Source organism: Nocardioides sp. JCM 18998 (assembly GCF_055391535.1).
Window position 1 is genome coordinate 91,326 of sequence record NZ_AP043886.1, and the last position, 25,299, is coordinate 116,624.

Annotated in this window: 24 protein-coding genes; 4 read left to right on the forward strand and 20 right to left on the reverse strand. The window is 72.2% G+C overall.

All coding sequences use genetic code 11. From position 1 onward, the window contains the following. The 7 genes from ACZ5L9_RS00460 to ACZ5L9_RS00490 all read right to left on the reverse strand — a co-directional run bounded on the left by ACZ5L9_RS00460 (position 1) and on the right by ACZ5L9_RS00490 (position 5,550). Complete coding sequence (locus tag ACZ5L9_RS00460) at positions 1-408, reverse strand: TadE/TadG family type IV pilus assembly protein (RefSeq protein WP_464532275.1); 408 nt, start codon at positions 406-408, stop codon at positions 1-3. Next, the gene (locus tag ACZ5L9_RS00465) at positions 408-635 is read right to left on the reverse strand and encodes a hypothetical protein (protein WP_464532278.1); all 228 of its coding nucleotides are present in this window, start codon (positions 633-635) and stop codon (positions 408-410) included. Before ACZ5L9_RS00465 ends, ACZ5L9_RS00460 begins: the two co-directional genes overlap by 1 nt. Before the next feature lie 60 nt (positions 636-695). Next, positions 696-1,619 (reverse strand): type II secretion system F family protein, encoded by a 924-nt coding sequence (locus ACZ5L9_RS00470; RefSeq protein WP_464532282.1) that lies wholly within the window; start codon positions 1,617-1,619, stop codon positions 696-698. Continuing rightward, positions 1,619-2,485, reverse strand: a complete 867-nt coding sequence (locus tag ACZ5L9_RS00475) for a type II secretion system F family protein (protein WP_464532285.1) — start codon at positions 2,483-2,485, stop codon at positions 1,619-1,621. Before ACZ5L9_RS00475 ends, ACZ5L9_RS00470 begins: the two co-directional genes overlap by 1 nt. Beyond that, positions 2,482-3,822 carry a CpaF family protein gene (locus ACZ5L9_RS00480; protein ID WP_464532287.1) on the reverse strand — a complete coding sequence of 447 codons (1,341 nt, stop codon included), beginning with the start codon at positions 3,820-3,822 and terminating at the stop codon, positions 2,482-2,484. Before ACZ5L9_RS00480 ends, ACZ5L9_RS00475 begins: the two co-directional genes overlap by 4 nt. A gap of 208 nt (positions 3,823-4,030) precedes the next feature. After that, on the reverse strand, positions 4,031-4,798 hold the full coding sequence (locus tag ACZ5L9_RS00485) for a hypothetical protein (protein ID WP_464532289.1): 768 nt from the start codon (positions 4,796-4,798) through the stop codon (positions 4,031-4,033). After that, complete coding sequence (locus tag ACZ5L9_RS00490) at positions 4,795-5,550, reverse strand: SAF domain-containing protein (protein ID WP_464532292.1); 756 nt, start codon at positions 5,548-5,550, stop codon at positions 4,795-4,797. The genes ACZ5L9_RS00485 and ACZ5L9_RS00490 overlap by 4 nt, the downstream gene beginning before the upstream one ends. Before the next feature lie 57 nt (positions 5,551-5,607). Here ACZ5L9_RS00490 and ACZ5L9_RS00495 point away from each other — a divergent pair, with 57 nt between their 5' ends. Both ACZ5L9_RS00495 and ACZ5L9_RS00500 read left to right on the forward strand, forming a co-directional pair. Next, positions 5,608-10,116, forward strand: coding sequence for an FtsK/SpoIIIE domain-containing protein (locus ACZ5L9_RS00495; RefSeq protein WP_464532295.1), 4,509 nt, complete (start codon positions 5,608-5,610; stop codon positions 10,114-10,116). 75 nt (positions 10,117-10,191) lie between these two features. Next, the gene (locus ACZ5L9_RS00500; protein WP_464532299.1) at positions 10,192-10,494 is read left to right on the forward strand and encodes a WXG100 family type VII secretion target; all 303 of its coding nucleotides are present in this window, start codon (positions 10,192-10,194) and stop codon (positions 10,492-10,494) included. 165 nt (positions 10,495-10,659) lie between these two features. Here ACZ5L9_RS00500 and erpA read toward each other — a convergent pair whose 3' ends face one another. Then, positions 10,660-11,079: an iron-sulfur cluster insertion protein ErpA gene (gene erpA / locus ACZ5L9_RS00505; RefSeq protein WP_464532302.1), complete on the reverse strand. Its 420-nt coding sequence runs from the start codon at positions 11,077-11,079 to the stop codon at positions 10,660-10,662. Between the two features lie 82 nt (positions 11,080-11,161). Continuing rightward, positions 11,162-12,247, reverse strand: coding sequence for a glycerate kinase family protein (locus ACZ5L9_RS00510; RefSeq protein ID WP_464532305.1), 1,086 nt, complete (start codon positions 12,245-12,247; stop codon positions 11,162-11,164). Positions 12,248-12,291: 44 nt separating this feature from the next. Between ACZ5L9_RS00510 and nadA the strand changes: the two genes are divergently transcribed. Then, entirely contained in the window at positions 12,292-13,446 is a 1,155-nt protein-coding gene (nadA, locus tag ACZ5L9_RS00515; protein ID WP_464532307.1) for a quinolinate synthase NadA, read from the forward strand. 2 nt (positions 13,447-13,448) lie between these two features. On the opposite strand, the gene ACZ5L9_RS00520 is transcribed toward nadA, so the two are convergent. The 11 genes from ACZ5L9_RS00520 to ACZ5L9_RS00570 all read right to left on the reverse strand — a co-directional run bounded on the left by ACZ5L9_RS00520 (position 13,449) and on the right by ACZ5L9_RS00570 (position 24,551). Next, positions 13,449-14,912 (reverse strand): sensor histidine kinase, encoded by a 1,464-nt coding sequence (locus ACZ5L9_RS00520; RefSeq protein ID WP_464532310.1) that lies wholly within the window; start codon positions 14,910-14,912, stop codon positions 13,449-13,451. 16 nt (positions 14,913-14,928) lie between these two features. Further along, complete coding sequence (locus ACZ5L9_RS00525; protein WP_464532312.1) at positions 14,929-15,666, reverse strand: response regulator transcription factor; 738 nt, start codon at positions 15,664-15,666, stop codon at positions 14,929-14,931. Between the two features lie 61 nt (positions 15,667-15,727). Continuing rightward, complete coding sequence (locus ACZ5L9_RS00530; protein WP_464532314.1) at positions 15,728-17,644, reverse strand: efflux RND transporter periplasmic adaptor subunit; 1,917 nt, start codon at positions 17,642-17,644, stop codon at positions 15,728-15,730. Beyond that, entirely contained in the window at positions 17,641-18,588 is a 948-nt protein-coding gene (locus ACZ5L9_RS00535; RefSeq protein WP_464532316.1) for a DUF5666 domain-containing protein, read from the reverse strand. Before ACZ5L9_RS00535 ends, ACZ5L9_RS00530 begins: the two co-directional genes overlap by 4 nt. A 9-nt stretch (positions 18,589-18,597) precedes the next feature. Beyond that, a complete protein-coding gene (locus tag ACZ5L9_RS00540) occupies positions 18,598-19,827 on the reverse strand; it encodes an ABC transporter permease (RefSeq protein ID WP_464532319.1) in 1,230 nt (409 codons plus the stop codon). Beyond that, the gene (locus ACZ5L9_RS00545; protein WP_464532322.1) at positions 19,824-20,570 is read right to left on the reverse strand and encodes an ABC transporter ATP-binding protein; all 747 of its coding nucleotides are present in this window, start codon (positions 20,568-20,570) and stop codon (positions 19,824-19,826) included. The genes ACZ5L9_RS00540 and ACZ5L9_RS00545 overlap by 4 nt, the downstream gene beginning before the upstream one ends. After that, the gene (locus ACZ5L9_RS00550; protein WP_464532324.1) at positions 20,567-21,796 is read right to left on the reverse strand and encodes an efflux RND transporter periplasmic adaptor subunit; all 1,230 of its coding nucleotides are present in this window, start codon (positions 21,794-21,796) and stop codon (positions 20,567-20,569) included. The genes ACZ5L9_RS00545 and ACZ5L9_RS00550 overlap by 4 nt, the downstream gene beginning before the upstream one ends. A 156-nt stretch (positions 21,797-21,952) precedes the next feature. After that, complete coding sequence (pspAB, locus tag ACZ5L9_RS00555; protein ID WP_464532327.1) at positions 21,953-22,540, reverse strand: PspA-associated protein PspAB; 588 nt, start codon at positions 22,538-22,540, stop codon at positions 21,953-21,955. Between the two features lie 16 nt (positions 22,541-22,556). Further along, positions 22,557-23,483: a zinc metalloprotease HtpX gene (gene htpX, locus ACZ5L9_RS00560; protein ID WP_464532330.1), complete on the reverse strand. Its 927-nt coding sequence runs from the start codon at positions 23,481-23,483 to the stop codon at positions 22,557-22,559. A gap of 1 nt (position 23,484) precedes the next feature. Next, positions 23,485-23,763, reverse strand: a complete 279-nt coding sequence (gene pspAA, locus ACZ5L9_RS00565) for a PspA-associated protein PspAA (RefSeq protein WP_464532332.1) — start codon at positions 23,761-23,763, stop codon at positions 23,485-23,487. Further along, entirely contained in the window at positions 23,760-24,551 is a 792-nt protein-coding gene (locus tag ACZ5L9_RS00570) for a PspA/IM30 family protein (RefSeq protein WP_464532334.1), read from the reverse strand. The genes pspAA and ACZ5L9_RS00570 overlap by 4 nt, the downstream gene beginning before the upstream one ends. Before the next feature lie 147 nt (positions 24,552-24,698). Between ACZ5L9_RS00570 and ACZ5L9_RS00575 the strand changes: the two genes are divergently transcribed. Then, the gene (locus ACZ5L9_RS00575; RefSeq protein ID WP_464532336.1) at positions 24,699-25,289 is read left to right on the forward strand and encodes a DUF3043 domain-containing protein; all 591 of its coding nucleotides are present in this window, start codon (positions 24,699-24,701) and stop codon (positions 25,287-25,289) included. The last annotated feature ends 10 nt before the right edge of the window (positions 25,290-25,299 follow it).

Below are 25,299 nucleotides of genomic sequence, written 5' to 3' on the forward strand. Positions count from 1 at the left end.
TCACGGCTGCGCCTCCACGAACTGCTCCACCGGGGCCAGCACCCGCTCGGTGACCGCCGGCACCACGAAGTCGGGCAGGTACTGCTGGGCGCGACCACGGACCACGACCTCGACATAGCCCCCAGGGCGGTCCTCGATGGTCACCCCGTCCGTGTCGCCGTGGAACTCGAGGGTGCCGGCGCCGACGCTGCGCGCGTAGGCCATCCCGGCCTGCTCCGCGGTCGCCCGGTCGTGGGTGGTGCGATAGACCCGCGCCGTCTCACGCGCGACAGCGTTGGCCTCCTGGTTGCCCAGGTAGACCAAGCAGAACTGGACGGCGAAGAGGATGACGAGCATCAGCAGCGGCGCGTAGAGCACGAGCTCGACGTTCGACGCCCCGCGCTCGTCACGGCGCGGGGGACGGTTCATCAGTTGACGCCGCCCCCACCGCTGCCGGGCTCCTGGTCGAGGTCGAGGCCGTTGGCCTTGTCACGGAGCTTGTTCATCAGGATGAGGCCGATAGCCGCGGCGATCGCGATCAGGATCGCGGAGATGACCACCCACTCGACGGCGGAGGCGCCGCGCTCGAGACGCTGGGCCCTGGCGATCCGCCCGCGGAGAACGGTGGCCAGGAACTGGACCTGGAAGACGGTCATGGAAGGGGTGTCCTCTCCGATAGTGCGTTCGATCGGACTCTTTCCCGATCGAGCCGATGGTCAAACGCCCGAGGTGCCCGCGATCCGGGCCAGGGCGGGGTAGATCAGGAAGACGAGGAAGCCCGCGCACAGCAACAGCTGGGCGACCAGCATCGACTGGGAGCGCGCCGAGGCCCGTCCCTCCGCATCGGCCAGCTCGCGACGGCGCATCGACTCTGCACGGGCGGTCAGCGAGTCCCGGACCTTCGCACCGTCCTCGGCGACCAGCGCCAACGCCGCCGCCAGGTCGCGCAGCTCGTCGACGTCAACCTCGTCGCCGAGCGCGCCGAGCGCCGCCCACGGCGTGTTGCCCTGCAGCCGGGCGGCCTCGAGGGTGTCGCGGATACGGGACATCGCCCAGCCGTCGGAGATGCCGGAGGCGGCCTGCAGGGCCTCGGGGACGCCGCGTCCGCCGGCCAGGTTCATCGCCACCAGGTCGAGGAACGAGCTGACCACGTGTCGGAAGGATCGACGCTTCTCCTCCGCATCCCGCGTGATTCGCAGGGCGGTCCACACCAGGCCGATCAGGGCGCCGATGAGCAGCACCCACAACGGCAGCGCCGAGCCGGTCACGCCGGCGGCGGTGAGCGGTACGAGGACGACGAGCGGCGCGAAGAAGCCGATCAGGGCGCCGATCACCGACCGGGCCAGGAACATCTCCTGGGACATCCCGATCATGCTGAGGCTGGCGGCGAGGGCGCGCGGGAGCTGGAGGCCGCGCCTGTCCATCGCCTGGGCGACATCGGCGCCGAGGCGGCGCAGCCGCTGCGACTCGCCCTGGTGGCGCCGGTCGCGGGTCAGGCCGTTGTCGCGCCGGCCGCGGGCGATCCGGGCGTCGAGCTGGGCCAGCTGGGCAGCGCCGCTGGGCGGGGGCTGCAGGACCAGCCAGGCGCCGAGCAGGAGGCCGGCTCCCACCATGGCGCCCGCGAGCATGACGAGCACCATCAGCGCGCCACCTCCCCGCGGAACAGCAGGAAGCGCTCGGGCTGCTCGAAGCGCGAGAGCCGCCGCAGCCACATGATCCCGGCGCCGAAGAGGCCGATGATGAGCACCATCACGACCTGACCGACGGCGGTCCGGTAGGGCGCCAGGTAGGTCGGGTTGAAGACCGCCAGGCCGAGCACGAAGGCGAGCGTGACGGTGATGATGATCTGCACGCTGCGCTGGGTGCTGCGCCGCCCGGCGTTGATCCGCTGGCGCATCTCCAGCTCGGCGCGCGCGGACCGGGCCAGCGAGGAGAGGACGTCGCGCAGGCCCGGGCCGCGCAGTCGCGAGTTGAGGATGAGCGCGGCGATGATGAGGTCGGCGCTGGGGTCGTCCATGTCCTCGGCGAAGCGCTCCAGGGCGTCGGGCAGCGGCACGCGTACGCGCAGCCGGTCGGCCATCGTCAGGAGGCTGCTCTGGATCGCGGGCGCTGCGGCGTACGCGGTGGCGGGGATCGCCTGCTCGAGGCCGACCGCCCCGGCGACGGTGTCGCGCAGGGACTCGGTCCACGCGGCGAGCCCCTCGATCTTGGCGACCCCGTCCTTCTCGCGCCGGGTGCCGCCGAAGAGCCGGTTCCAGAAGACGACGAGGAGGCCGACCGCGATCGCCGTGACGACCCAGCGGGTGATGGCCAGGACGCCGAGACCGGCGATGATCCCGAGCGGCAGCATCCGGCCCTGAGCCCTCAGCTGGTCGAGCAGGTCCGACCTGCTCCCCGCGACGAGCGGTCGCTCGCGCGGGATCAGGGCGTAGCCGAGCAGCGCCAGTCCCCCGCCGACGAGGCCGCCGGCGAGGATGATCATCGGGACGATCAGATCCCCGTTCACACCGGCACTCCCCCGGTCATGGGCCCGGCCTCGACCCAGGTGGGTGCGGCGCCCGGCACGTACCCGACGGCCTCGAGCTCACGCAGGCAGGAGATCGCGGCGGCCGGCACGGCGTTGCCCTCCGGGCCCATCGCGAAGACCTCGCTGGAGAGCACCCGGCCGTCGACGCCGTTGACCTCGCGGATCGAGGTCACCATCCGGCGCAGCGTGCCGCCGTCGTGGTAGAGGTTCACCCGCTCGCAGAAGACGACGAAGTCGATCGCACCGCCGATGAGCATCATCGCCGCCTCGGCCGGCAGCCGCTCGGCGCTCTGGATGGCGTAGGTGCAGATCCGGTTGAAGACCTCCGCCGAGGAGTTGGCGTGGATGGTCGACAGGGAGCCGTCGTTGCCCTGGCTCATCGCGTTGAGCATCGTCACGATCTCGTCACCGAGCACCTCGCCGACGATCACCCGGCTGGGGTTCATCCGCAGCGAGCGGCGGACCAGCTCGGCCATCTGGATCGCGCCCTGGCCCTCGGTGTTGGGCAGTCGCTCCTCGAACGCGACCACGTTGGGGTGCAGGTCCGGGAACTCGCCGAGCCCGACCTCGAGGGCCCGCTCGACGGTGATCAGCCGCTCGTGCGGCTCGATCTCGTTGGCCAGCGCCCGCAGCAGGGTCGTCTTCCCGGCGTTGGTGGCGCCGGCGATCATGATGTTCTTCCGGGCCCGGACGGCCGCGGACAGGAACGCGGCGACCTCGGGCGACATCGAGCCGTAGCCCACCAGCGTGTCCAGGCTGACCCGCGAGAGGCGGGCGCGCCGGATCGAGAGCGAGGGCCGCTGGCACACGCCCATCACCGCGGACAGACGCGAGCCGTCGGGCAGGCGCAGGTCCAGTTGCGGGTTGGCGGTGTCGAAGGGACGCGAGGTGAGCCCGGAGTAGGCACCCAGCGTCTGCACCAGCTCGACCAGCTCGTCGTCGCTGTCCGCGACCGGCTCACCGATCACCTCCCGACCGTCGGCGTAGCCGATGAAGACCTGGTCACAGCCGTTGATGTCGATGTTCTCGACCTCGGGGTCGTCCAGCAGGGGCTGGAGACGACCGACGCCGAAGAGGGCGGCGTGGATGCCGTCGGCGAGCTGGGCCTCGTCCTCCTGGGCCGGAGGCGTCCGGCCGGCGCGGATCTCCTCGCGGGCGTACGCGTCGAGCACGCGGGTGACCACCGCACGGGCGAACTGGCGCTCGTCCTCGGCCGACATCGGCGGCAGGCCGTTGCCGGCGTCCTCGCGACGCTGGCGCGCCAGGACGTCGGCGACCTCCTCGCGCAGCCGGCGGACCAGGTGCTGATCGGTCATGCGGGGTCCCCGTTCGAAGCGGAGCGAAGCGAGCATTCGAATGGGGTGCTCATGCGGGGTCCCCGTTCGAAGCGGAGCGAAGCGAGCATTCGAGTGGGGTGCTCATGCGGGGTCCCCGTTCGAAGCGGAGCGAAGCGAGCATTCGCGTGGGGTGCTCATGCGGGGTCCCCGTTCGAAGCGGAGCGAAGCGAGCATTCGCGTGGGGTGCTCATGCGGACACCTCCACCGGTGCGCTGACGCCGGCGAGCTCGCGGACGGCGCCGGTGAGGGTGATCGCGGAGCGGCCGAGCAGGGAGCGTCGCACGGAGCCGAGCCGGGTCGAGGAGAGCACCGCCGCGCCCTTGTCGTCCTCGGCGACGACGCCCAGCACGACCGCATGCAGGCGGTGCGCGTCGAGGAGCTGCTGCAGATCGGCGCCGGAGCGGGTGTCGCGGTAGGTCGTGCGGACGATGACGCCGACCCGGCCGGCCTCGATCTGGCCGGCCAGCGAGCCGAGCCGCTCGCGGAGCTGGGCGATCCCCTCGACGTCGGGGCGGACCACGAAGACCACGGCGTCGGCCTTGGTCAGCACCGGCAGCACCGCCGAGCCGGGCACCACCCGGCCGCAGTCGACGATCACGTCACCGCCGTGGGCGCCGAAGACGGCCGGCAGCTGGCCCCACACGGCGCCCAGGCCGGAGAGCAGGTCGGGCGAGGGCACGCCGACCAGCACGGGCACGCCCTGCGAGGTCTCCTGCAGGTGCAGCATCAGGGCGGTCTCCCCCGCGCCGCGGCGGGTGGCGGCGCCGAGCGCCAGCAGTCCCCGGTCGGGGTCGAGCGGGTCGCCGTGGTCCGTACGCGTGCGCCAGATGACGTCGCCGCCCGCCGGGTCGATGTCGGCGAGGGCGACCGGGACGGGCCAGACGGCGGCCAGCGCGAGCGCCGTCATGGTCACGCCGGGCGAGCCCTTGGCCGACGCCAGCGCGATGACGCTCACGGGGCCGCCTCGAGCTGCACGGTGGTGGACTGGCCGCGCTTGAGCAGCGCGGCGCCGGCCTGCCCGGCGGCGGAGGCGTCGATCACCGCCGGTGCGACGCTCTTCGGGACCAGCAGGATCGCGGTGGTGGAGCCGCTCGACAGCGAGTCGCCGCCGCTGGTGGTCACGCCCATCACCAGGGCCTGGCTGATCACCTCGGCCGGACCGCTGGAGGCGCCCTTGTCGCCGGCGGTGCGCACCACCTCGATGAGGTCGCCGCCGCGCAGCGTGGATGCCGGCGCGAGCGCGGCGCTCAACGACATCGAGACCATCACCTCGTCGGTGCCGTAGGGCGCCGTCTGGGTGACGATGTTGCGATCCAGCAGGGTGCCCGGCTTGATGTCCTGGCCGGCGTACCAGGTGCCGTCGGCGAGCTGGGCCGCGTCGTCCGCGGAGATCAGGGACAGGCCGCTGGCCGAGACGCTCACCTCGCGCAGGTCCTGCGCGGTGATCCGCGAGCCCGGCACGATCTCGCGAGCCGCGACCAGCACCGAGGTGCGCGAGTCCATCCGGACCGCGAGCAGCCCGGCGAGCAGGGCCCCGCCGACGACCAGGAGGACCGCCAGGGCGGCGAGGGCGGGACGTCGCTGGCGGGGCGGCTTCACCGCGGGCCGGCCGGCTCCTCCGGAGATCGAGCGCCCGTTCGCCCCGAGCCCGCGGAACGCCCGCGAGCGCTGCTGGTCGGCCAGGCTGGTGCTGGAATCAGTGGTCACTGTGTCCTTACTCCCCCGATACGCTGCGAGCCAAACAAGGAGAAGTGGGGTCTTCTGGTGCGTTTCAGCGTGACCGCGATCGACGGCGCCAGCGGGCGTAGCGCCGATGTCCTCGTCGACGCTCTGCCCGAGCAGACGATCGGCGAGGTGCTGCCGGCGCTGCTCGACGTGCTGGGCGAGCCCGTCCATCCGCGCTTCCTCACGGGGCTGGCCGTCTACGTCGACGGGCGGCCGGTGGCGGTGGAGGAGACCGTGCGAGCGGCCGGGGTGCGCCCGGGCGCGCGGATCGCGCTGCACGAGCCCGACGCGTGGCAGCCCACATTGCCGGGCGGCGTCGTCGAGCTGCGGCTCGTCTCGGGCCCCGGCGCCGGCCGGATCCACCGGATCGGCCTGGGCGAGCACGTGATCGGGTGCGGCGGCTCCGGCATGTCCCTGCCCGACCTGCTGCTCCCGGTCGACGCGCTCACCGTCTCGGTCGGCACCGACGGCGAGCTGAGCATCGTCGCCGTCACCGTGCCGGTACGGATCGACGGCGAGGACCCCGACGCACCCGACGAGGCGGGGATCGATGGCGCCGCCGACCCGGTCGAAGAGGTCGACGACCTTCCCGACGACCTCCTCACCCGCCGCGAGCGGGCGGCGCGCCGGCGACGTACCGCCCGCGCCGACGCCGGCCCGGCCGCGCTGGAGTGGCCGCGCGGCTCCGACCTCCGCATCGGCCAGACCGTGCTGCAGTGGCACCGGGTCTGGCAGCCCGACGCGGACGTCACCGACAGCGCCGAGAGACTCGGCGTCGACTTCAACCGGCCCCCGCGGATGCTGCCGCCCGTACGGGAGAGCGCCTTCGTCATCCCCGCCGAGCCGACCGCGCCCCGTGGCCAGCGGATCCCGTGGGCGATGGTGCTCGCGCCGGTGGTGCTCGCCGGGCCGATGGCGCTGCTCCTCGGCAGCCCGCGCTACCTGGTCCTGGCGGCGCTCTCGCCGGTGATGGCGATGCTCAACTGGATCCTCAACCGCCGCGCCGGCGCACAGGACCACCGCCGGCGGATGCTGGAGTTCCGGGCCGAGGACCGGTCCGTACGGCGCCGCATCGCCCGCGCCTGGACCCTCGAGCGCGACGACCTCCGCCTTCACCAGCCCGACGCCGCCAGCCTGCTGCTCCAAGCGGTCGGCCCCGGCCACGACCTGTGGGTGCGCCGCCGGCGCGACCCCGACTACCTCAGCCTGCGGGTCGGCGTCGCCGACCGGCCCTCGGCGATCGCGATCCGCGACCGGGCGCGCAAGGAGACCGACGAGCCGCGCGCACCGCACGAGCTCGGCGACGTGCCGGTCGGCGTGCGGATGCGCCAGGACGGCGTCGTCGGGCTGTGCGGCGACGGCACCGGCGTCGATGCCCTCGGCCGCTGGCTGCTCGGCCAGTCCGCGGTGCTGCACGCCCCCGACGACCTGCGGATCGTGGTGCTGACCGGCGCCGATCGCGAGGATCAGTGGGGCTGGCTGCGGTGGCTGCCGCACTGCCGCATCGCCGGGGAGCCGGTCGGTGCGCTCATCGGCACCGAGCAGGGCTCGGTCTCGCGGCGGGTCGGCGAGCTCGGCCAGGTCATCGCCGACCGGTCGCAGCGCGACGGCCTCACCACCCAGGGCGACCTGTCGCCGCGTCCCGACTTCCTGGTCGTGCTCGACGGTGCCCGCCGGCTGCGGACGCTCCCCGGCGTCGTGCAGCTGCTGCGCGAGGGACCGGCTGTCGGCATCCACGTGCTCTGCCTCGATGACGACGCCCGCTCGCTGCCCGAGGAGTGCCGCGCGGTGCTCCAGGTCTCCGAGGGGCTGGTCGAGCTGCGCCGTACGGGCAGCGAGGCGGTCTCGCGGATCAGCCCCGACCTGGTCGAGGAGGCCTGGGCCGAGCGCGTCGGGCGGGCGCTCGCGCCGGTGCGCGACACCACCCCCGACGAGCAGGTCTCCGGCCTGCCGGCGAGCGCCCGGCTGCTCGACTCGGTCCGGATGCCCGACCCGACGCCGGACCAGGTCAGGCACCGCTGGGGTCCGGAGGCGCAGACCGAGGTCGTCATCGGCGAGGGCTTCGACGGGCCGTTCCGCCTCGACCTGCGCAAGGACGGCCCGCACGCGCTGATCGCGGGCACCACCGGCTCCGGCAAGTCGGAGTTCCTGCAGACGGTGGTCGCCTCGCTGGCGATCGCGAACAGCCCCGAGCAGATGACCTTCGTGCTGGTCGACTACAAGGGCGGCTCGGCGTTCAAGGACTGTGCCCGACTGCCGCACACGGTCGGCATGGTGACCGACCTGGACACCCACCTCGTGGGCCGCGCGCTGACGTCGCTCGGCGCCGAGCTTCGCCGCCGCGAGCACCTCCTCGCGGCGCCGGGCGCCAAGGATCTCGAGGACTACTGGGCGCTGCAGCGCCGCGATCCGTCGCTGCCGGCGATCCCGCGGCTGGCGATCGTGATCGACGAGTTCGCCTCGCTCAAGTCGGAGCTGCCCGACTTCGTGGACGGCCTGGTCACCATCGCCCAGCGCGGCCGCTCGCTGGGCATCCACCTGGTCCTCGCCACCCAGCGCCCCTCGGGCGTCATCTCCAACGACATCCGCGCCAACACCAACCTCCGGATCGCGCTGCGGGTCACCGACGACGCCGAGTCCCGCGACGTGATCGACGCACCGGACGCGGCCACCATCGGCGCGGCCCAGCCCGGCCGGGGCTATGCCCGGCTGGGGCACTCCTCGCTGCTGCCCTTCCAGTCCGGCCGGGTCGGCGGGGCCCGCCCGTCGGTCCGTACGGGCGACGAGGAGCTGCCGCCCGCGCTCGCCTGGTCGCTGCCGTGGGCCGAGGTCGGTCTGCCCGCACCCGCCCGGCCGACGACCCGCGAAGGCGGCACGGACGAGGGTGAGACCGACCTCAAGGTGCTGGTGGAGGCCATCCAGGGCGCCAACGACGCCCTCGGTCTGCCGCCGATGCACTCCCCCTGGCTTCCGTCGCTGCCGGCCGCCGTCACCGTCGCGGACCTGCGCGGGGGCTCCGCGTCGGAGGACCACGATCAGGTCACCGGCTTCTCCGCGCCCTGGGCGATGGACGACGTGCCGCAGGACCAGGCCCAGCGGCCGCGTCGGTTCGTGCTCGGCGGCTCCGGTCATCTCTACGTCGTCGGCGGGGCGCGCAGCGGCCGCTCCACCGCGCTGCGCACCATCGCCGCCGCGCTCGCCGAGACCACCGCACCACGCGACCTGCACCTCTACAGCCTCGACTGCGGCAACGGCGCCCTGCTGCCGCTCTCGGCCCTGCCGCACACCGGCGCCGTCGTGCAACGCACCGAGACCGAGCGCGCCGGGCGGCTCCTCGACCGGCTGCTCGAGGAGGTGCGGCGACGCCAGGACGTGCTCGGGCGCGACGGCTTCGCGGACATCGACGAGCAGCGCCGGGCGGCCGAGCCCGACCGGCGGCTTCCGTACGTCCTGCTCCTGCTGGACCGCTGGGAGGGCTTCCTCTCCGACCTGGCCGAGGTCGACCTGGGCCGGCTCAACGACGCGATGCTCACCCTGCTGCGCGAGGGCGCCTCGGTCGGCGTACAGGTGCTCGTCACGGGCGATCGCAGCCTGCTGAGCGGGCGGGTCAGCGGCCTGGTCGAGTCCAAGCTGCTGCTGCGCCTGCCCGATCGCACCGACTACGGCCTCGCCGGGCTGAAGGTGAAGGACGTGCCGGAGAGCCTGGGCGAGGGCCGCGGGCTGTGGTCCGAGACCGGCCTGGAGAGCCAGGTCGCCGTGTTGGCCGACGACACCTCCGGAGCCGCGCAGAGCGGGTACGTCCGCGACCTGGGCGCCCGGCTGCACGCGCACGGCGACGTGACGCCGCCCGCGCTGCGACCGTTCTCGCTGGCCGCGCTGCCGAGCGAGGTGACAGTGGCCGCGGCGCTCGACGCGGCCACTGCGGTGCCCGCCGGGACGATCCCGGTCGGAGTCGGCGGCGACGACCTCGCGCTGCTCGCCGTGGAGGCGGTGCAGAGCCCGGCACTGGTGGTGGGTCCGCCGCGCAGCGGCCGGACCAACGCCCTGATGTTCGCCGCCCGCTGGGCGGTCTCCCAGGACCGGCAGCTGCTCGGCTTCACCCCTGCCGAGAACGCGCTCACCCGCCTGCTCGACGAGCTCGGGGCAGAGTGCGTCAGCGGCACCGCCGCCGGACCGGAGGAGGTGGTCAAGCGCCTGCAGGGGCTCGGCGACGGCGCTGTCGTGCTGATCGACGACGCCGAGCGGCTGCGCGACGCCGACATGGCGCCGGTGCTGATGGCGCTCGTACGGCAGGCGCGCGACCGGGACTTCCACGTCCTCGTCGCCGGCGGCACCGCCGAGCTCGCCGCCGGCTACTCCGGCTGGATCACCGAGGCGCGCAAGGGTCGCAAGGGCGTGGTGCTCTCCCCGATGGAGGCGCTCGCGGGTGACGTCTTCGGCGGCCGGGTGGGACGCATGTCGCTCGTCGCCCGCCTCACCCCGGGCCGCGGCGTGCTCTTCGACGGCACCGGCGACCAGGTCCCCGTGCAGGCCCCGCTCTGCGAGTAGGCAGGTTTAACGCGCAGCGGCCGCGGGCAGAAGACCACCGACAGGGCGTCAACCAACGATCGGGAGTACGGACTCATGGCCGCTGAGAAGAGCATCTCCATCGACCACGGCAGCATCGCTGCCCAGGCGAAGAACCTCGCCAGCCTGAAGAACCAGCTCGAGCAGCTGCTCGACACCACCAAGGGCCAGGTCGACAGCCTGATCGCCGACGGTGGCTTCTCCGGCTCGGCCGGCGACTCGTTCAACACCACCTACGACCAGTGGACGACCGCGAACAAGAACAGCGTCGGCCTGCTGGAGGAGATGTCGACCTACCTGACGAAGGCCTCGCAGGCGTTCGCCGACATCGACAACGCCTACACCCTCAAGCAGGGCTGAGCCCCGCCACGCGAGAAAGCCCCCGCCGTTGGCGGGGGCTTTCTCGTTGCTGCCTACCTGCGATCTCCCATGCACGCGATCGCAAGGCGGAGACCCGAAGGCGGCCTTGAAGCGGAGCGGCCGCCGGGCGGCCGACTACGCAGCGAGCGTGCTGGGTGCCGCAGATCAGTGGAAGGAGTCACCGCAGGCGCAGGAGCCCGTCGCGTTCGGGTTGTCGATCGTGAAGCCCTGCTTCTCGATCGTGTCCACGAAGTCGATGGTGGCGCCGTTGAGGTAGGGCACGCTCATCCGGTCCACGACGACACCGACGCCGTCGAAGTCGGTGATGACGTCGCCGTCGAGGCTCCGCTCGTCGAAGAACAGCTGGTAGCGCAGACCCGAGCAACCGCCCGGCTGCACCGAGATGCGCAGGTTGAGGTCGTCGCGACCCTCCTGCTCCAGCAGGCTCTTCACCTTGGCGGCGGCAACGTCGCTCAGGTTGATCTGGTCGGTGCGGGTGCCGATGGCCACCGAGACCGGGGCAGCCGGAGCGCTCGCGCTCTCAGCACCGTGGTTGTGACCGCCGCCGCAACATGCGTCGCCCATGAGGACCTCCAAAGTCAAGAATCAGCGTCGTACGACAGGCCCAAGTCTCGCACACGACTGGTTATTCCCGGCCCTCGTGCGATCAGCCCGGACTCCAGGTCCGCGCGACCCTCGCCCCGAGCTCGGCCAGCGCCGCCGCCGGCTCGCGCAGCGCCCGCTCCTCACCGGCCGCATCCACGACCGCATAGGCGGACTCCACCCCGAGAGACCGCGTCTCGCGGGCGCCGAGGCCGACCCGTCCCGCGAGGACGATGGTCGGGCGGGCCCGCTCTGCGGCCATCGCGGCCAGCGCGACCGGCACCTTGCCGCCGCGGCTGGAGGCGTCGAAGGCCCCCTCGCCGGTGACGACCAGGTCGGCGGTGGCGATCCGCTCGGCGAGCCCGGTGGCGCTCGCGACCACGTCGAGTCCCGGCTCGCGGGTGGCTCCGAGCAGGAACAGCGCGAAGCCGAGGCCACCGGCGGCGCCGGCTCCGGGCTCGAGCGCGCGCACCCGGCCGCCCAGCGCGGCGAGCTGGGTCAGGGCCAGGTCGGCGCGCTGCTGGGCGTCCTCGTCCAGCCCCTTCTGGGCGCCGAAGACCTTGCTCGCGCCGAAGAGACCGGTCAGCGGGTTGTCGACGTCGCTGGCGGCGACGATCGCCACACCGGCCGTCGGCGCCGGGTCGGGCAGCTCGAGTGTCGCGATCCCGGCCAGGCCCTCCGCGCCGCGGTCCAGCGGCACGTCCGCGGTGGCACCGAGCGCGGCCAGCAGCCCGGCGCCGCCGTCGTTGGTGCCGCTGCCTCCCAGCCCGATCACGATCCGCTCGACGCCGGTGTCGAGGGCGGCGAGGAGCAGCTCGCCGACGCCGTACGTGCTCGCCTCCTCGCCCCGGACGCCGCCGGTGAGGTGCAGGCCGCAGGCCTGGGCGCTCTCCAGATAGGCGGTACGACCCGCGACCAGCACCGTCGCCGGGGTCGGGTCGCCGAGCGGGCCCCGGACCGTGACGGCCTGCAGCTCGCCGCCGAGCCCCGCATGGAGCGCGTCGACGAAGCCCGGACCGCCGTCGGAGAGCGGCGCGAGGTCGAGGATGTCGCCGGGGGCCGCGCTGCGCCACCCGGCGGCGATCGCCTCCGCCGCCTCGGCCGCCGTGAGGGTGCCGGCGTACTTGTCCGGGGCGATGAGCACGCGCATGGGCACACCGTAGTGGTGTGGGCGCCGACATTTAGGATGACGCCATGACCACCGTGGACCTCCCGCTGCTGCCGCTGGGCCGTGGCGTCGACCTCGACTCCGAGCGCGGCGTCGACTGCCCCGGCGACCTGCCGCCGGCCTCCGACCCCGACCTGGTGGCACGCGCCCGCGCCGCCAAGGAGAAGCTGGGCGGGAGGGTCTTCGTCCTGGGGCACCACTACCAGCGCGACGAGGTCATCCAGTTCGCCGACGTGACCGGCGACTCCTTCAAGCTCGCGAAGGACGCCGCGGCGCGCCCCGACGCCGAGTACATCGTCTTCTGCGGCGTCCACTTCATGGCCGAGTCCGCTGACATCCTCACCACCGATGCCCAGCAGGTCGTCCTGCCGGACCTCGCGGCCGGCTGCTCGATGGCCGACATGGCCCGCCTCCAGCAGGTCGAGGCCGCATGGGCGGCCCTCGAGGCCGCCGGCATCGCGGATCAGGTCGTGCCGGTCACGTACATGAACAGCTCCGCCGACATCAAGGCGTTCTGCGGCCGCCATGGCGGCGTGGTCTGCACCTCCTCAAACGCCCAGAGCGTGCTCGAGTGGGCGTTCGAGCGGGGCTCGAAGGTGATGTTCCTGCCCGATCAGCACCTCGGTCGCAACACCGCGGTGCTCAAGCTGGGCATCCCGCTGGAGAAGAACGTCGTGTGGAACCCGCGCAAGGCCGACGGCGGCCTCAGCGCCGAGCAGCTCCAGGACGCCACCATGATCCTGTGGCAGGGTCACTGCTCGGTGCACGGCCGCTTCTCCCCCGACACCGTCGATGAGCTGCGGGCCGAGATCCCGGGCATCAACATCATCGTGCACCCCGAGTGCCAGCACGAGGTCGTGCTCAAGGCCGACCTGGTGGGCTCGACGGAGTTCATCATCAAGACGATCGAGGAGGCACCGGCCGGCACCGCCTGGGCGATCGGCACCGAGCTCAACCTGGTGCAGCGCCTGGCCAAGGCCCACCCCGACAAGCGGATCGTCTTCCTCGACCGCACCGTCTGCTACTGCTCGACGATGAACCGGATCGACCTGCCCCACCTGGTGTGGGCGCTGGAGTCGCTGGTCGAGGGCACGGTCGTCAACCGGATCGAGGTCGACCCGCAGACCCAGGCCGAGGCCAAGCTCGCCCTGCAGCGGATGCTGGACCTGCCCGGCAAGTGACCTCAGCCGGGCAGGGCGACGCCGAACGTCGTGCTGCCCGGACGCGACAGCAGCGTCACCGTGCCGCCATGCGAGACGACGATCGCCTGCACCAGCGAGAGCCCGAGACCCGCGCCGCCGTCGCGGTACTCGCGGTGACGTGACTGGTCGCCACGGCTGAAGCGCTCGAAGGCGTGGTCGATCAGCTCAGGAGGGAAGCCCGGGCCGTCGTCGTGGACGCTGAAGCCGCCGGGCCGCACCGTCACGGTGACGGTCGTCCCCGCGGGTGTGTGCTTGCGCGCGTTGGTGAGCAGGTTGGTGATCACCTGGTGCAGTCGCAGCCGGTCGCCGGTGACGTGCACCGGGGCGGGGTCCTCGGGGTCTCCCCCGGTCGGCAGGACCAGGTGCCAGCGGTGCTGCGGGTCGACCACCCGCGCGTCGGAGACCGCCTCGAAGCACAGCTGGGTGAGATCGACACGGTGCTGCTCGAGCCCGCGTCCGGCGTCGAGCCGGGCGAGCAGGAGCAGGTCCTCGACCAGCGCGGACATCCGACCCGCCTCCTCCTGCACCTTGGCGAGCGCGGTCTTGGTGGCCTGCTCGTCGTCGGGCCGGCCGGCGGCGAGCTCGGTGTAGCCGCGGATCGTGGTCAGCGGGGTGCGCAGCTCGTGCGAGGCGTCCGCGACGAACTGGCGGACCTGCTGCTCGCTGCGGTGACGCGCGCGCAGCGACTCCTCGACGTGCTGGATCAAGGTGTTGAGCGCGGCGCCGACCTGCCCGACCTCGGTCTCCTCGTCGGTGAGACGCGCCGGAACCCGTACGGTCATCTCGATGGCGCCCGAGGCCAGCGGCAGGGCCGCGACGGCGTGGGCCGTGCCGGCGACCTCGCGCAGCGGGCGCAGCTGGCGCCGGACCACGACCACCCCGATCGCGGCGGCGACGGCGACGCCGAGCAGGGTGATCAGGGCGCCCCACCCGACCAGGTTGTGCATCGTCGAGTCGACGTCGGCGGTCGGCAGCCCTGTCACCATCACGACGTTGTCGCTCTGGCCGTCGGAGCCGCGCGCGCCGTCCGTACCGCGCTGGGCGATCACCCGGTAGCTGCCGAACCCCGGCAGTCGCAGGGTGTGGACGGCGCCGTCGCGGGGCACGGTGAGCAGTGCGTCGACGGCACTGTCGGCGAGGCCTCGGAACTGCCCGGACTCCTCGGTCAGCACACCACCGTCGGCGGGCGCCGACGGTGCCAGCGGGATCAGGGTGAGCAGCGTGCCCGGCCCGCGGTTGTGCGTGTCGGGGGCGCTGATGCTGGTCGGCAGCGCGCGGACGTCGTCGTCGAGCCGGTCGGTCAGGAACGCGCGCATCGCGACGACCGTGAGGGTGCCGCTGAGCAGGCAGACGAGCGCCACGAGCGTGACAGCGGTGACGACGAGCCGCGAGGTGAGGGAGACCCAGCCGCGCGCAGGCGTGGCGACGGGTCGGAGCGTGGACACAGGGCAGTCTTGCGCGTCAGGCCCCGTCGGCGGGAGCCGGCTTGAGGACGTAGCCGGCACCGCGCATGGTGTGGATCATCGGCGTGCGGCCGGCGTCGATCTTCTTGCGCAGGTAGGAGATGTAGAGCTCGACGACGTTGGCCTGACCGCCGAAGTCGTAGTTCCACACCCGGTCCAGGATCTGCGCCTTGCTCATCACCCGGCGCTGGTTGCGCATGAGGTAGCGCAACAGCTCGAACTCGGTGGCGGTCAGGTTGATCTCGTCACCGCCCCGGAAGACCTCGCGGCTGTCCTCGTCGAGCTCCAGGTCGCCGACGGTCAGGACCGGGCGGGCCTCCGTACGGCGGGCGCCGGCGCGGCGCATCAGCGCGCGCAGCCGGGCCACGACCTCCTCCAGCGAGAACGGCTTGGTGACGTAGTCGTCGCCGCCGGCGGTGAGGCCGGCGATCCGATCCTCGACCGCGTCGCGGGCGGTGAGGAAGACGACCGGAACCTCCGGGTCCTCGCGGCGCACCCGGCGCATCACCTCGAGCCCGTCGATGTCGGGCAGCATGATGTCCAGCACGATCGCGTCGGGCTCGAAGGTCCGGGCCGTCTGCACCGCCTCGGCGCCGGTCTGCGAGGAGCGCACGTCGAAACCCTCGTAGCGCAGCGCCATCGTGATCAGCTCCGCGATGTTGACCTCGTCGTCGACGACGAGCACACGCAACGGCGATCCGTCCGGTCGAGTCAGCTCAGAGACTGCAGCGGTCATGGGGCCAGGCTTCCGTACTCTCCTATGCAAAACCTGTGTGTCGCCCCGCCGTCCGTTGTGCTCAGCCCCCGAATGCTCGGGCCCCGCCCGCCGGGAAGGCACCGCCGCCGCTGAAGCCGCCACCGCTGAACCCGCTGCGGGTGGTGCTGCTCGAGTCACTCGTCGGCAGGTCGGTGGACATGTCGGCGAGGACGACCTCCTGGCCCGCCTTGAGCCCGTCGGTGATGACCGTACGGGCGCGCCCGACCAGGCCGGTGGTGACGCGGACCCGGCTGACCTCGCCGTCGGCGTAGACCTGGACAGCGCCATTGCTCACCGCCGAGGTGGGCACGGTCAGGACGTCGCTGGCCGAGCCGAGGGTGATGTCGACGGCCGCGGTGGACCCGGCGAGGACGCTGAGCCCCTTCTGGTCGAGGGTGACCGTCACCGGGTACGTCGAGGTCCCGGAGGAGCTCGTCGTGGGGATCCGGCTGATCCGGGTGACGGTGCCGGCGTAGGCCTGGTCCGCGCCGGCCGGGGTGACCTGGGCCTTCTGGCCGACCTTGAGCTCGGCGACCTGGGTGCTGCTCACGCTCAGCTCGACCGCGGTGGTTCCGGGCGCTATCACGACGACGGCGGCGCTGCCGGCGCTCGCCGAGCCGCCCTTCGTCACCGAGACCTGGGCGACGGTGCCGCTCGACGGCGCCTTGATGGTGGCCCCCGACAGGGACTGGCTCGCCTTGATCAGGGTGGCGCGGGCGGAGTCGATCGAGGCCTGGTCCTTGGCGAGGGTCGCGGCGGTCACGGTCTGGCTGCCGCCCATCGACTGGGACGACGAGCCCTGGGACGACGAGCCCGGGGACGACGAGCCCTGAGATGACGAGCCGGTGCTCGAGGAACCCGTGCTCTGGGTGCTGCTCTGGGTGCTGCTCTGGGTGCTGCTCTGGGAGCTCGTGCTCGGCGTCGCCTGCTGACCGGTCTTCGTGCTTCCGGTCTTGGTGCTGCCGGTCTTGGTGCTGCCGGCACTCGTGCTTCCGGTGCTCGGCGCCGAGCCGGTCGCGGCGGGCGCGGTGGCGGCCTTGGCGGCGTTGGTGAGCGTCGTCGAGAGCGCAGCGAGGGCGTCCTTGAGGTTGCCGGAGCCGGAGTACTCGGCGTCGGCGACGGCCTGCTGGGCGGCCTGGACCGCCTCGATCGCGGCCTGGCAAGCGTCCGTGCCGGACGTGTCAGCCGCCGCGCTGGCGGCGGCGGACGGGTCCGCCGAGGCCGAGGTCGCGTCGGTGGCGCAGGCCGACTGCTCCTGCTTCAGCGCCTCCTGGGAGGCGGTGATCGCCGTGTCGACGGCCTTCTGGGCGACCTCGACCGCGTGCTGCTGGGCGGCGAGCTGCGCCAGGGCCTTGCTCGTCGCGGCCGACGCACCGGTCGAGGGCGCACCGGTCGAGGGCGCACCGGTCGACGAGGAGCCGGTCGAGGCCGTGCCCTTCCCCGAGGTGCTGTTCGTGCTGTTCGAGCCGGCTGTCGGCGCCTCGCCCGTCGTCTTGGTCGACTCGCTGCTCGACGTGGTGGAGCTGCTGGTCGCACTGGTGACCGTGCTCGTCTGGGCGTCCTCGTCCTTGGCGAGCTGGGCCCGCGCGGCGGCGAGCTCGGCGTTGGCCTGCGTCACGGCAGCCTTCAGCGCGGTGGTGTCGAGGGTGGCCAGGAGCTGGCCGCGCGTGACCTTGTCCCCCACCCCGACGGTGAGCTTGGCGACCGTTCCGGAGGCGCCGAACGAGAGGTCCGAGCGGCCGGAGGGGTCGACGGTGCCGGAGAGCGCGAGGACCTGCTCGACATCGCCGAGCGTGGCGCGTGCGGTGCGGTACTGGTCGGGCGCGTTGCTGTGCGCGGCGTACGCCGCGGCGCCGCCTCCGACGACCACCGCGACGACCGCGATGCCGGCGCCGACCCGGACGACGCGAGCACGCCAGCGGCTGGGGCCGGGGCTGGGGGCGGTGGGCTGGTTCACGCCGCGCCGCCCTGACCGCTGCTGCCGGGACGGCCGGAGCCGAACCCGCTGCTGCACTCGCCGTCGACCGGGGCGCTCACGATCAGCCGGGTGGCAGCGACCGCACCGGTGTCGTCGGTCTGGCCGGTGGCGACCACGCACTGGCCGACCTTGAGCGCCGAGCTGTCCGACGACTTCGTGGTGGTGTACGTGGTCGAGGCGTCGACCGTGACCGTGCTGGTCGTGCTGGTCGTGCTGCTGTCGCCGCCCGGGAAGCTGGACTTCACGGTGAAGCTGTTGCCGTTGACCGCTGTCACCGAGCCGTTGGCACCGAAGCCGCCGCCACGACCGCCGAACCCGCTGGGGGCACCGCTCGGCATGTCGCCGCCCTGGCCGCCACCCTGGCCACCGGGACCGGCGAAGTCGGTCGGCATGCTGGTCGGCATGCCGCTGGGCGCGCCGCCCGGGAAGCCGCCACCCGAGCCGCCGCCGAAGCCGGCGGTGCATTCGCCGTCGACCGGCTGGGTGATCCGGACCGTGCCGGCGGTGATGGCGGTCTGGGTGCCGGTGTCGCCGGAGGAGGCGGAGCCGGAGCTGGCCGGCGTGACGCTGACGCAGCTGCCGACCTTGATGTCCTTGAGCGCGGCGGCGACCTGAGCGCTGACGGCGGTCTTGGCGGTGTAGGTCACCGCTACCTGACCGTCGGTGGCGTTCTGGACCTGCAGGGTGCTGCCCTGCTTGGCGGCGATCTTGCCGGTGGTGCCGGGCATCCGGCCCTGGGTGCTGCCGGTCTGCCCGTTCTGGCTGCCGCTGTCGGCGCTGGCTGCGGACGTCGGCTGGTCCGAGCTCGCGGCGTTGTCGGAGCCGGAGGAACCGCACGCGGAGAGCGAGAGCAGGGCGATGGCGGCCGTCGTGGCGGCGGCGCCGGTGATGGCCCTGTTGATGACGGGGTGGCGAAGCTTCATGGTGGTTCCTTACTCCGAACGCAGAGCGTCGATGGGGGTGAGACGGGCGGCGCGGCTGGCGGGGTAGACGCCGAAGCCGATGCCGAGGACGAAGGACGTGACGAGGGCGCCGGAGGTGGCCAGCAGGGAGAGCGACACGGGCTGGTCGATCATCGAGGGCAGCACCTGGGCGCCGACCACGGCGATCAGCACGCCGACCACGCCTCCGGCCAGGCCGAGCAACGAGGCCTCCACCAGGAACTGGCGGCGGATCACCTTCGGGGCCGCGCCGAGCGCCTTGCGCAGACCGATCTCGCGGATCCGCTCGGTGACCGAGACCAGCATGATGTTCATGACGCCGATGCCGCCGACGAGCAGCGAGATGGCGGCGATGCCGGCCAGCAGCACCGTCATGGTCTTGTTCGTCGAGTTGGCCGTCGCGACCAGAGACTCCTGACTCGAGATCGAGAAGTCGGCCTCGGCGGAGGTGACGCCGTGCAGGTTGGTCAGCAGAGCGGTGATCTCCTGGTAGGCCGCGGAGAGCGACTTCTCGCTCTTCGCCTCGACGTAGATGGTGGAGACCGAGGCGTTCGTCGACCCGGAGAGCTGCTTGGCCGTGGTCATCGGCGTGATCGCCTGGTCGTCCTCGTCGCTGCCGTTCGACGAGGCGCCGCTCGCGGCCAGCACGCCGATCACGGTGAGCTGGGTGCCGTCCACGGTCACGCTCTGACCGACCGGGCTGACCGGGCCGGCGAAGAGCTCGCTGGCGGTCTCGGAGCCGAGCACGACCACGTGCGCGGCGCTCGTCACCTCGGACTCGGTGAAGAACCGGCCGGTGGACAGGGTCCGCTTGCGCACCTCCGGCCAGGTGGTCGTGGTGCCGACGACCGAGGTCGTCCAGTTGGTGGTGCCGTTGACCAGCGAGGCGTTGGTCGAGGTCTGGGCGGCGACCTGCTTGACGTCCGGCGCAGCCGTCGCGTCACCGATCGCCTCGGCGTCCTGCAGGGTCAGCGTGGACGCCGAGCCGAAGCCGCCGCGCACGCCGGTCGAGCTGGTCGACGAGCCCGGCGAGACGATCAGCAGATTCGAGCCGAGCGCGCTGATCTGGCTCTTCACCTGATCCTGGGCGCCCTGACCCAGGCCTACGGTGAGGATCACCGAGGAGATGCCGATGACGATGCCGAGCATCGTCAGGATGCTGCGCAGCCGGTGGGCGCGGATCGCGTCCCCGCCGGCCCGGAAGGTCTCGAGCCAGTTCATACCGCCGCACCTCCCACCGCAACGAGGGCGTCAGCGGTGATCTCGCCGTCGCGGATGACCAGGTTGCGCTCCGCGCGGGCGGCGACCTCGTGCTCGTGGGTGATGAGCACGATGGTGCGACCGGCCTCGTGCAGCTCGTCGAGCAGGCCGAGCACGGCCTCCGTCGAGGCCGAGTCGAGGTTTCCGGTCGGCTCGTCGGCCAGGATCATGTCCGGCTCGGTGACCAGGGCACGCGCCACCGCGACGCGCTGCTGCTGGCCGCCGGAGAGCTCACCGGGACGGTTCTCGACGCGGTCGCCGAGCCCCACCCGCTCCAGGGCGCGTACGGCCCGGGCACGGCGCTCGGCCCGGCCGACGCCGGCGTAGATGAGCGGCAGCTCCACGTTGCGCCATGCGGGCAGCGAGGTCAGCAGGTGGAACTGCTGGAAGACGAAGCCGATCCGGCGGTTGCGTACGTGCGCAAGCTGGGCCTCGGACATCGTCGAGACGTCCTCGCCGCCGAGGTGGTAGGTCCCCTCGGTGGGGATGTCGAGGCAGCCGAGGATGTTCATCAGCGTGGACTTGCCCGACCCGGACGGGCCGATCACGGCGACGTACTCGCCCTGGTTGATCCGGATGTCGATGCCGCGCAGGGCCTCGAACTCGATGCTCCCGCTGCGGTAGGTCTTGCGGATGCCGGCGAGATCGACCACGGCCTCCGCGCTGTCCGCGGTCGTGAGGTCGGTGGTCGTGGGGCCGGTCACTGGCCACCACCGGGGAAGCCGCCGCTGCCGCCGCCGAAGTTGCTGAAGTCTGGCATCTGGCCGCCGCTCGGGAAGTTCCCGCCACCGCTGCCGTTGCGGTTCCCCGTGCTGCCGGAGCCGGACGGGATGGTGGCGCCCGGGATCTGGACGGTGTCGCCGTCGGCGAGACCCGAGGTGATCTCGGTGGTCGTGCCGTAGACGGTGCCCACCTTGACGGTGGTCTTCACGGCCTTGCCGTCGACCATCTTCATCACGTAGGTCGCGTTGCTCGCGGAGTCCGTCTGGATCGCCCGGCTGTTGACCGTGAGCACGTTCGCGGTCTGCTTGACCGTGATGGAGGCGGTGGCGCTGGTGCCGGCGTAGACGTTCTTCTGCGCGCCGGTGACGGCGATGTCGACCGGGAAGGCCGCCGCACCGCTGCTGCTGGTCTCCGCGACCAAGCCGACCGAAGAGACGGTGCCGTAGATCGCGTCGCTGGCGCCGGTCAGGGTGATCTGGGCCTGCATGCCCTTCTTCACCTTCGCGGCGTCGTCGGCCGAGACGGTCGCCGAGACGACGAACTTGTTGGTGGAGTTGACCGTCACCGCGCTGGAGCTCGTGGTGCTCGTGCTCGCCGCGTTGGACAGGCCGGTGCCGCTGGATGCGGAGTTGGATCCGGAGTTGGATCCGGAGCCGCTGACGATGTCGCCCACGGCGAGGTCGATCGTGGAGACCGTGCCCGCGATGGTGGAGCGGAGCACGGCGTCCTTGACGTCCTGCACCGCGGAGGCGAGCTGCGACTTGGCAGACAGCACGGCGGTCGAGTCGGCCGCGAGCTGGACGTCGGAGGCGCCCGCCGAGACATCGGTCGAGTGCTGCGTCACCGCGGCGTCGTACGACGCCTCGGCGGCGTCGCGGGAGGCGAGCAGCGCACTGTTGTCCACGGCGGCGATCGCCTGGCCCTTGGTCACCGTGTCGCCGGCCTTGACGTACACCTTCGTGACGGTGCCGGCGACGGCGAAGTCCAGGTCGGCGGTCTTGGCAGGCTCGAGCGTCCCGGAAGCGCTCACCGTCTGCTTGACGGTGCCGGAGCTGGCCTGGGCCGTGAGCGGCGTGGCCGTTCCGGCGTCGTCGCTACGGGTCAGCAGCCAGGCGCCGCTGCCGCCGATCACCACCAGGACGGCGATCAGGATCGCCAAGCCCCGCTTCCCGGGCCGCTTCTTCAGCCCCAGCAACCTGCGCTTCACTGCACTGCCACCTCTTCACGTTCGTTCGGACGTGAGGAGCCTTTCGGGACTGCCTGAAAGAAAGCCGTGAGCGATGCAAAGACAAGGCTGAGTTTCCGAGATCGACGCTTCCTGACGGCTTCCTGACCAGGACCAACGGCCCGGGTCGGGGCGGGATCACAGTCCCGGAGCCCCCCAGAGCGCCATCCAACGACCCAGATCGTCCTCGAGCCGGAGCTCGTGCTGGAGGGTGTCGCGGACCTGGATCTCGAGCAGGTTGTCGCGCTTGTCCGCCCCTGTCGGCGCGAACGGGTAGAACGTGCCCTGCTTGTAGAGGTAGACCAGGGCGACCCGGCGGCCCGCCGAGTCCTGGAACGGGATCAGCGAGCACAGCAGGCCGGGGCCGAACCCGTCCATCTCCAGGGTGGTGTTCACCGCGTGCAGGTCGGTGCAGAGACCGGTCAGGTCGGGGTTCTGCGGATCGAGCGGCTCGTTGTCCACGAGAAGCCAGGTGAAGCCGAAGCCGTCGGACTGGGTGGTGACCTTCGGGGCGCCCTCGCCCTGACCGATCAGCGCGACCAGGTCCTGCTGGGCGTCGGCGAAGCCAGCACCGGCGGCGGCGCGGTAGCAGACCGCGCCGTCGCCGGTCGGCACGAAGCCGAGCGCGCTCTGCAGCGTCAGCGCCGCCGACGGCACGCCGAAGAGGGCGTCGAGGTTGGCCTGCTTGGGCTTGCTGCGGCCGGTGATGGTGGTCCAGAAGCTCATGCTGTGGTGGCTCCGGTCAGGGGTTGGGCCGGCCGAGCTCGGCCTCGATCCGGGCGAGCTGGGCCAGCCGCTGCTCCAGCGACGGGTGGGTGGAGGTGAGGGTGCTCAGCGAGACGCCGGCGGCGGCCGGGGCGATGAAGAAGGCGTTCATGGGCTGGGCGGCGCGCAGGTCCTGCTGTGGGATCCGGTTGATCTCGCCGGTGATCTTCTGCAGTGCGCTGGCCAGCGCACGGGGCTTCATGGTCAGCTGCGCGCCCGCACGATCGGCCGCGAGCTCGCGGTAGCGCGACAGCAGCCGCAACAGCACGAAGCTGATCGCGTAGACCACCAGGGACAGCACCAGCACGAGCAGCCAGACCGGGACGCCGTTGTTGTTGTCGTTGCGGTCGCGCCGGTCGCCACCCCCGAAGAGCATGCCGTACTGGGCACCTCGGGTCAGGCCCCCGGCGATGATGCCGGCGCTGGACGCCACCGTCATCACCAGGACGTCACGATGGGCGACGTGGGAGAGCTCGTGGGCGAGCACACCTTCCAGCTCCTCCGCGTCGAGCCGCTGCATGATCCCGGTGGTCACCACGACCACCGCCCGGCTGGGCGAGCGGCCGGTGGCGAACGCGTTCGGCAGGTCGGTGTCGGCGATGCCGATGCGCGGCATCGGCATATCGGCCAGGGTGCAGAGCCGCTGGACCATGCCGTACAGCTCCGGTGCCTGGTGGGCGTCGACCTCGCGGGCCCGCATCGCCTTCATCGCGACGGTGTCGGAGTTGTACCACTGCCACCAGGCGACCCCGAGGCCGATGAGGGCGATGATGGGCGCCCACTGGGCTGGCAGCAGGAACATCACGGCGACGATGAGGGCGACGAAGACCGCGCCGAGCAGGAACATCACCGTGGTCATCCGGGTGGTCAGCCCGCGATCCGGTGCGAAGCGAGTGCGCGCCATGTCAGCCCGGGATCAGCCCGTCGTCGGCGAGCATCTCTCGGACCTCGTCCATCGTCGCGTCGCCCGGCGGCAGGATCAGGTCGGACTCGGCGATGTCGTCGTCCGCGTGCGGGGCGCCGACGGTGCGCACCCCGTCGAGCAGCGCGGCAAGGGCCACCCGGAAGGCACCCTCGTCGTCCGCGGCCACAGCGGCCTCCACCGCGGCGTCGAGCTCGTTGAGCTGATCGATCGCGGCGTCGGAGACGTCGTACTGACCCTCGGCCAGGATCCGGACGATCACTGCTGCGCCTCCGGCTTGGTCTCGGTCGCGGTGACGTCGATCGGCGCGGCCGTGGCGCCCTCGCCCTGCGAGATCGCCTGCGGTGCGGCGGGGGCGTCGAGGCCCTTGAGCTTGGCGAGCTCGGCCTCGACGTCGGACTGGCTGCTCAGGGCGTCGAGCTGGCGGGCGATGTCGTCACCCGGAGCAGCGGTGAGGTCGTCGAGCGCACCCGAGGCGAGGAGCTCGTCGACGGCGCCGGCGCGGGCCTGCATCTCCGCGGTCTTGTCCTCGGCACGCTGCATGGCCAGCCCGATGTCACCCATCTCCTCGCCGATGCCGGCGACGGCGCTGTTGATCTTGGTCTGCGCCTCGGCGGCCGTGTAGGTGGCCTTGATGGTCTCCTTCTTGGTGCGGAAGGCCTCGACCTTGGCCTGCAGCCGCTGCTGGGCGAGGATCAGCTTCTCCTCCTCCCCCTGAAGGTTGGCGTGCTGGGTCTGGAGGTCCGTGATCTGCTGGGCGAGGCCGGACTTGCGGGTCAGCGCCTCGCGCGCGAGGTCCTCGCGGTTGACGTTGATCGCCTGCTGCGCCTGCCCCTGGAGCTTGTCGGACTGCTGCTGCAGCTGGTTGATCTGCAGCTCGACACGCTTGCGGCTGGTCGCGACGTCGGCGACGCCCTTGCGCACGTTGGTGAGCAGCTCGAGCTGCTTCTGGTAGCTGTAGTCCAGGACCTCGCGCGGGTCCTCGGCCTTGTCGAGGGCCTTGTTCGCCTTCGCCTTGAAGATCAGGCTCATGCGCTTCATCAGACTCATGGGACGACGACTGCCTCTCTGCGGGATCTGGACCCGGTGACCCGGGGTGAGTTCACCCTATTGCGGAACGCAAGCCGCGACCAACGGATCCCCGCCGTACGCCGGTAGGCTGCTCCGCGAAACCGTCCCGTACCAGAAGGCACCTCCGTGTTCCGTCGCAAGTCCGCCGCCGAGTCCCCCGCCGACACCGTCTCCGCCGACCCCCAGCCCGGCGGCAAGGGTCGCCCGACGCCGTCGCGCAAGGAGGCCGAGGCCGCGGCCAAGGCCCGCGCCAAGGCGTCCGCGAGCGGCAGCAAGGGCGGCGCGGTCGACCGCGCGGGCCGGGCGCAGAACATGGAGCGGATGCGCACCGCGCTGAAGACCGGCGACGACCGTTACCTGCCGGCCCGCGACAAGGGCCCGGTGCGGCGCTTCGTGCGTGACTTCGTCGACGTGAAGATCACCTTCTCCGAGTGGGCGCTCCCGGTCGTGATCCTGACCCTGGTCGGCGGCTTCGTCTCCTCGACCAGCATGGCTCGCGCCCTCAGCAACTTCACCACCGTCTACATCGTGGTGGTCGCGATCAACCTGCTGCTGCTCACCGTGCAGATGCGCCGTCAGCTGGCCAAGCGCTTCCCGGGCCAGAGCACCCGCGGCCTGACCTGGTACCTGCTCGCCCGCGCGCTGCAGCTGCGCTGGATCCGCCAGCCGCGCCCGCAGCGCCGCCTCGGCGAGGAGCTCCCCGACACGTACCGCTGATCCGACATCG